General features: G+C 63.2%; 8 protein-coding genes and 1 tRNA gene. 4 read left to right on the top strand and 5 right to left on the bottom strand.

Going from position 1 to position 6,783, the window contains the following annotated elements; genetic code table 11:
* From JZZ72_RS24005 to JZZ72_RS23990, 4 genes are all read right to left on the bottom strand, one after another.
* On the bottom strand, positions 1 to 710 hold a 710-nt coding region (locus JZZ72_RS24005; RefSeq protein WP_210015272.1), incomplete at its 3' end, for a hypothetical protein.
* A gap of 140 nt (positions 711 to 850) precedes the next feature.
* Positions 851 to 2,164, bottom strand: a complete 1,314-nt coding sequence (locus JZZ72_RS24000; protein WP_210015271.1) for a tyrosine-type recombinase/integrase — start codon at positions 2,162 to 2,164, stop codon at positions 851 to 853.
* A 161-nt stretch (positions 2,165 to 2,325) separates the two neighbouring features.
* A tRNA-Thr gene (locus tag JZZ72_RS23995) sits at positions 2,326 to 2,401 on the bottom strand.
* A 56-nt stretch (positions 2,402 to 2,457) separates the two neighbouring features.
* Positions 2,458 to 2,886 carry a pilin gene (locus JZZ72_RS23990; protein WP_043860329.1) on the bottom strand — a complete coding sequence of 143 codons (429 nt, stop codon included), beginning with the start codon at positions 2,884 to 2,886 and terminating at the stop codon, positions 2,458 to 2,460.
* A 216-nt stretch (positions 2,887 to 3,102) separates the two neighbouring features.
* Here JZZ72_RS23990 and JZZ72_RS23985 point away from each other — a divergent pair, with 216 nt between their 5' ends.
* From JZZ72_RS23985 to yacG, 4 genes are read left to right on the top strand one after another with little or no spacing between them, the layout of a single operon-like run.
* Positions 3,103 to 4,311, top strand: coding sequence for a type II secretion system F family protein (locus tag JZZ72_RS23985; RefSeq protein WP_210015270.1), 1,209 nt, complete (start codon positions 3,103 to 3,105; stop codon positions 4,309 to 4,311).
* A gap of 2 nt (positions 4,312 to 4,313) precedes the next feature.
* Positions 4,314 to 5,183, top strand: a complete 870-nt coding sequence (locus JZZ72_RS23980; RefSeq protein WP_210015269.1) for a prepilin peptidase — start codon at positions 4,314 to 4,316, stop codon at positions 5,181 to 5,183.
* Positions 5,180 to 5,803, top strand: coding sequence for a dephospho-CoA kinase (gene coaE, locus JZZ72_RS23975; RefSeq protein ID WP_078479476.1), 624 nt, complete (start codon positions 5,180 to 5,182; stop codon positions 5,801 to 5,803). Before JZZ72_RS23980 ends, coaE begins: the two co-directional genes overlap by 4 nt.
* Positions 5,800 to 6,003, top strand: coding sequence for a DNA gyrase inhibitor YacG (gene yacG / locus JZZ72_RS23970; RefSeq protein ID WP_043860325.1), 204 nt, complete (start codon positions 5,800 to 5,802; stop codon positions 6,001 to 6,003). The genes coaE and yacG overlap by 4 nt, the downstream gene beginning before the upstream one ends.
* Here the strand turns inward: yacG and JZZ72_RS23965 are convergent.
* Positions 6,000 to 6,689 (bottom strand): energy-coupling factor ABC transporter permease, encoded by a 690-nt coding sequence (locus JZZ72_RS23965; RefSeq protein WP_043860324.1) that lies wholly within the window; start codon positions 6,687 to 6,689, stop codon positions 6,000 to 6,002. The two genes, yacG and JZZ72_RS23965, sit on opposite strands and share 4 nt — an antisense overlap.
* Between the last annotated feature and the right edge of the window lie 94 nt (positions 6,690 to 6,783).

The following is a 6,783-nucleotide window of genomic DNA, read 5'->3' as shown; positions in this document are numbered from 1 at the left end:
GCCCCCGCCCACCCTTTTGCCGCTACCTCAGCGATGATGGTTTCCTGAGTGTGACGGTTTCGAGAAGTGGTGGTGATGTACTCCACCATTCCCGCGATGAGCAAGTAAGCAGATCTCTTGGGGGTGCCTACTGCCTGCGAGTTGGAGAGCTCCTGAAGCCTAGCGAGTTGATCTCTCAGCTCTCCTAGCTCCTCATTGGCGTGGTGGAGGCTCAGCAGAGCCTGCTCTTTTTCGGCCCGGAACTGATTGGCAGCCCGCTGATACTCTTGGATTTTCCGAGCCTCCGCAGCAAGTTCCTCGGCGTTGATTAAATCGGCCAACGCTTGGATGTGCGGTGATTTGAAGACGGGCGCAAAGTCTTCGAACTGAGCGATGGTGAACCAGCGAATCTCGGCATGATTGATGGAGTCATCAAGCTCGAAGACCATGACCTTCCCAAGTAACTTGAAGGTTACGCGAGTGCCTGCTTTGCTTCGCAGAATCTCTGGATTCTCCAGCAAGTGATAGCCAGAGCCGCTAACGCTCCTTTCCCAGGTTTCCTCATCATTACCGGAGCATCCGCCGCCTACATTTATGTAGACAGAGATCCGGCCGGCCTCACAGAAACTTAGGAGGATGTCCTCGGTGATACCGACCTTGGTCAGGGACCGAAGCCAGTCAGCGGCCTGGTCGAGCCGTAGCCAGGGAAGAAGGCGGTAAACTTTATCCATACCCATCCTTTGGGGTGTCACGGGTCGCTACGTGAGCCCACAGGTGATGCGGTAGGCTTCCAGATTTTCGGTGCGCGCTGGTTACATAACCAGTAGTGGCACAGTCTATATCTGTCTACGCGCACAATGGAAGGCCCGCATCAGGCCCTCTTAATCGGCACAACGTTGGCAATCGTGTCAGCACTATGCGCATAGTCGTACGGCGTAACGTGCTTCTCGCGGTTCGCACCGAGGTAGTCCGCCCACCACTGAACCATCAACCGGCGCTCCTCGATGTACTCCGCCTTGTGGATGTAAGCCGCCCGCACGCTGTTACGCTCCTGGTGGCTCATCTGACGCTCTACCGCGTCCTTGCTCCACAGTCCCGATTCGACCAGCGCGGAACAAGCCATGGCCCTAAACCCGTGGCCGCACACTTCGGTTTTGGTGTCGTAGCCCATACGTCGCAAAGCCTTGTTCACCGTGTTCTCACTCATGGGCTTCCAGTGGTTGCTGTCGCCGGCAAACACCAGGTCGAAACGCCCGGTGAGCTGGCGCACCTGCTCGAGCGTGGTCAGTGCCTGGCGACTGAGCGGCACCAGGTGGGGCGTGCTCATCTTGGAGCCGCGATGCGAGTTCTTCACCCCCTCGATCTGCTGGCGCTCGCCAGGGATCTCCCACATGGAACGGCCAGTGTCGATCTCTGGCCAGCGAGCAAACCTCAACTCACTGGAGCGGATGAAGACCAGCAGGGTGAGCTGGGTTGCCAGACGGGTCAGCGGCCGGCCGGTGTCGCTATCGATTCTTTGCAACAGCTCGGGCAGACGATCCAGCGCCAGCGCAGGCCGGTGGACTGTTTTGCGCGTTGCGGTGGCGCCCTGAAGGTCTACGGCCGGGTTCGTGTCTATATGGCCATGCTGGACGGCCATGCGCATGATCCCTGTCATGTATTGCCGCAGCCGGCTGGCAGTATCTAGAACATCGCGCTTCTCCACGGCCTTGAGCGGCACCAGCAAGTCGCGGGTCTTCAATCCGGCCACCGGGCGCTGACCCAGGGCCGGGAGCAGGTAAGTTTCGATCCGCCGCCAAACCGTCGCGGCATGACCTGGAGACCATTTCTTCGAACAGGCCTCGTGCCAATCCTTGGCCAGCACGCCGAAGGTGTTGGCCCTGGCATTCGCCGCCTCGATCTTTCCCTGCCTGGCGTTCTCGATCGGGTCTTTACCGTGCGCCAGCAGCTCCAGCGCTTCGGCACGGCGCTCCCGCGCAGCCTTTAGGGTAAACGCTGGATAGTTGCCGAAAGTGGCCAGCCCCTCCCTGCCGTCCGGTCGCTTGAACTTCATGCGCCAGATCTTGCTGCCGTTCTTTTTGACCAGCAGGAACAGGCCCTGGCCGTCGAACAGGGTGTAGTCCTTGTCCCGCGGCTTGGCAGCCTCGCATTTGGGATCTGAAAGGGGGGTAACGGTGCGTGCCATAGGTATACGTTTTCTCGTCGAACCGGCGTATACCCTAACGTATACCTAAAACTGGTATATGCCTAGAGACAGAACGAGACAGGTAGAAACAAGAAAGCCCGCACTTGGCGGGCTTTTCAGGGGCTTCCGTATACATGAGGAGACGTATCGGAACAGCTGGATGGTGCCGGAGACAGGAATCGAACCTGCGACCTTCGCGTTACGAGTGCGCTGCTCTACCGACTGAGCTACACCGGCGTGGCGACAACGCTACCATTGCCGCCACGCTTTCGCAAATCACTGTTTATCAACAGCTATTGCCCACCACTCGCCTGCACCGCGGTGCACCCGGCCGGGGCCAGGTCGGCCTCGATATCGGTGCTGCACGCCCAGCCCGTGGCCGAACGGGCCCAGGTCAGGTGCTTGCCCGCCACCGGCGCCGGCGCATCCACCAGCACGCATGCAAGGGTGCCTACGCCGGTCGCCGCCACGCCCTGCGCACTCAAGGTGCAGTTGGCCGTGGTCGGCTGGCCGCCAAGGGCGGCGACATCGGCCACGTCCTTGCCCTGGTTGATCTGCACTTCGAAGGCGGTCTTCAATGCCGACACCTCGGCCAGCGCCGCGGTGGCCTTGGCCCGCGCCTGGTGGTTGGTGTACATGGGCATGGCAATGGTCGCCAGAATGCCGATGATCGCCACCACGATCATCAACTCGATCAATGTAATACCGCGCTGTCCCTTCATGGGCACTCCCCTCGCAAAAACTCACAAATCCCGCCACGGACGCCGCCGCAGACCAGCGCGCCAGTAGGCCCGAACAGACACCTTTTGTCACCCTGCGGGTGCTTAACCCAGCAACGCGCTCGACTACTCTAGTGGCCACCGGGCGGGATTGCCCGAGCCTATCACCCTGCAGCTGTTACAGGGTTTGTGACCGTCCACCGCTGCAGGGAGGTAGCGATGAACCACAAGACAAAAACCTATGCCTGGCAAGGCATCGACCGCTCCGGCACCCACGTGAGCGGGCACAGCAGCGGGCAGAACAGTGCGCTGGTGAAGGCGCTGCTGCGCGGTCGCGGCATACGCCCTACCCAGGTGAACGCGGCACGCCGTATTACCCTGCAATGGCCCGCTTCGCTCGGCGCCAAGGACATCACCCGCTTCAGCCGCCAGCTGGCAACGTTGTTCAAGGCCGGCGTGCCGCTGCTGCAAGGGCTGGGCATGATCGCCGAAGGCATCAACAACCCACCGCTGCGCCACCTGCTGGGCACCCTCAAAAACGATATCGCCGCCGGCTGCGGCCTGGCCGATGCGCTGCGCAGGCACCCGCGCCAGTTCGACAGCCTGTATTGCAACCTGGTGGCCGTGGGTGAACAAACCGGCTGCCTGGACAGCCTGCTCGACCAGTTGGCAACGCTGCAGGAGAAACGCCTGGCGCTGCGGGCCCGGCTGAAAAAGGCCATGGTCTACCCCGCGCTGGTGCTGCTGGTGGGGTTGGGGGTGGCGGCGCTGCTGTTGCTCAAGGTGGTACCGCAGTTTCAGGTCATGTTTGCAGGCTTCGACGCGCCGTTGCCGGCCTTCACCCAGGGTGTCATCAACCTGGCCGACTGGCTGGGGCAGTATCTGCTGTGGGTGCTTGGGGTAATGCTGGCCACGGGATTTGCCCTGCGCCGCGCCTTCGAGCGTGAGCAGGCGGTGCGTTTGTGGATGTTGCGCCAGGCGCTGCGCATGCCGGTTCTGGGGCCGGTGATGCAGCATGCGGCGCTGGCTCGTTTTGCGCGCACCCTGGCCACGTCGTTCAGTGCCGGCGCACCGCTCACCGAAGCCCTGGGGCCGGTGGCCGCCGCGTGCGGCAATACGCTGTACGAGCAGGCCGTGCTGCGGCTGCGCCAGGCCATCGGCAACGGCCTGTCGATGAGCGCGGCGATGCGCAACGAGCCGCTGTTCCCGTGCCTGGCGGTACAGATGTGCGCCATTGGCGAGACATCCGGCACGCTCGACGATATGCTCGACCGGATCGCCAGCCACCACGAAACGGCCGTCGACGAATGGCTCGACAACCTGGCCAGCCTGCTGGAGCCGATGATCGTGCTGATTCTCGGGCTGGTGGTAGGCAGCCTGGTGGTCGCCATGTACCTGCCGATCTTCCAGCTGGGCGATGTGATCTGACTATGGACCTGTTCGAAACCCTGGCCCGCCAGCCGCTGGCCTACCAATGTGTCGCCCTGTTGCTTGGCCTGATTGTGGGCAGCTTCATCAATGTGCTGGTGCATCGCCTGCCGATGATGCTGGAGCGCCAATGGCGCAGTGAGGCCCGCGAAGTGCTGGAGCTGCCCAACCCGGCCGAGCCACGTTTCGACCTGATGCTGCCCCACTCCCACTGCCCGCACTGCCAGCACCGCATCCGCGCGTGGGAGAACATCCCGGTGCTGAGTTACCTGTGCCTGCGCGGGCGCTGTTCGGCCTGCAAGGCATCGATCAGCCCGCGCTACCCATTGGTGGAGCTGGCCTGCGCAGGGCTTGGCCTGTTCGCGGCCTGGCATTTCGGCTTCAGCGCCAGCGCGGCGGCGTTCATGCTGTTGAGCTGGGGCCTGCTGGCGATGAGCCTGATCGATATCGAGCACCAGTTGCTGCCCGATGTGCTGGTGCTGCCGCTGCTGTGGCTGGGCCTGATACTCAATGCCTTCGAGGTGTTCGTGCCGCTGGACCAGGCGCTGTGGGGCGCCGTGGCCGGCTACCTGAGCCTGTGGACGGTGTACTGGCTGTTCAAGCTGGTCACCGGCAAGGAGGGCATGGGCTATGGCGATTTCAAGCTGCTGGCCATGCTCGGCGCCTGGGGAGGCTGGCAGATCCTGCCGCTGACGCTGCTGCTGGCCTCGCTGGTGGGCGCGCTGCTGGGCCTGGTGTTGCTGCGCCTGCGCAACCAGCAGGCAAGCACGCCGATTCCGTTTGGGCCCTATCTGGCCATTGCGGGCTGGATCGCGCTGCTCTGGGGTGGTCAAATGACCACTTCCTATCTGCAATTTGCCGGACTGCAATGACCACACCCGCCTTCACACCCTGGATTCTCGGCCTCACCGGTGGCATCGGCAGTGGCAAGAGCGCCGCGGCACAACGCTTCATCGAGCTGGGCGTGCACCTGGTGGATGCCGACCAGGCCGCACGCTGGGTGGTCGAGCCCGGGCGCCCGGCGCTGGCCAGCCTGGTGGAGCATTTCGGCCCCGGCGTGCTGCAAAGCGACGGGCAACTGGACCGCGCCGCCCTGCGCCAGCTGATCTTCAGCGACCCGGCGCAACGCCGCTGGGTGGAAGCCCTGCTGCACCCGCTGATCGGCCAGGAGATCTTCAGCTACCTGGCCAAGGCCGAGTCGCCCTATGCGGTGTTCGTTTCACCGCTGATGATCGAGTCGGGCCAGTATCAGCGCACCCAGCGCCTGCTGGTGATCGACGCGCCGCAGGCCTTGCAGATCGAACGTACACTGCAGCGCGACCAGACCAGCCCCGAACAGGTGCAGGCCATTCTCAAGGCGCAGACCAGCCGCGAAGAGCGCCTGCGCCATGCCCACGACGTGATCGTCAACGACCGCGACCTGGCCTGGCTGCATTCGGAGGTCGACCGCCTGCATCACTTTTACCTGACTTTGCGTGGAGGCCAAGCATGAGCCAACCCCTGACCGTAGACTGCCCGACCTGTGGCGCCCCTGTTGAATGGAGTGCCACAAATACCTATCGGCCATTCTGCTCCGACCGCTGCAAGCTGATCGACCTGGGTGCCTGGGCCGCTGAAGAGCACAAGATTCCGGTGGCACCGGATGCCGAAGACGAGTTGTTCTCCGGCGACTTCAACCCGCGCGAACACTAGCCGCGCGGTTCGTCGTCCTTCCACGGGGCCTGCAGGTAGCGGGTCCGGTTGAAGGTTTCCAGCCACTCGGGGCAGAACACCACCAGCGCACTGATTACCATGCCGTTGATGAAGGCCTCGGGGAAGATGATCAGCCACAGGTAGCCGATGAAGTCCGACAGCCATTCGGGCATCACGAAGATACCGTCCAGCCACAGCCAGCCAAGGCTGGCCAGCAGGCATAGCAAGGTCGCCAGCGCGGCGGCGAAAAACCCCGAACAGAAGATGTACACGAACAGGTTTTTCGGCTGTGCACGCTCCACCAGTATGGCCACCCCCTCCGTCACCAGCACCGGCAGGCCAATCAGCAGCAGGCCGTTGACGCCCATCGCCGCCAGGTCCTGACGCCCCAGCGCCACCAGCCCCACCTGCGCCACCAGGCCACCGACGATTGCCAGCGGCCAGTCCAGCAGCAGGGTCACGGCGGTCATGCCGATGAAGTGGTACGACACGCCGGTGTCGAAGTCGCGGCGTACCAGCCACAACGCAAACAGCGCGAAGATGGTGCCGAACAGCAGGTGCTGGCGCCGCCGGTCGGTGAACAGCTCGACCCACGGCGCGCGCCACACCGCCCACAGCAGCAGCGGCACGTAGCACAGCCAGCCCAGCAGCAGGCTTTGTTCCGATAACACTTGTGCGCCAATCACGGCTGTCTGCCCCTTGTGTGCATTGCGCCCGACGATGGCTCATTCTACACACCGTTCCACGGCCTGTTGCCGCCATCCACCGGGCCTGGAATGC

The sequence above is a fragment of the Pseudomonas palmensis genome, from assembly GCF_017848315.1.
In the GTDB taxonomy this organism is placed as follows: domain Bacteria; phylum Pseudomonadota; class Gammaproteobacteria; order Pseudomonadales; family Pseudomonadaceae; genus Aquipseudomonas; species Aquipseudomonas palmensis.
Note: the sequence above shows the minus strand (reverse complement) of the source record. Positions and strands in the feature narration are given on the sequence as shown.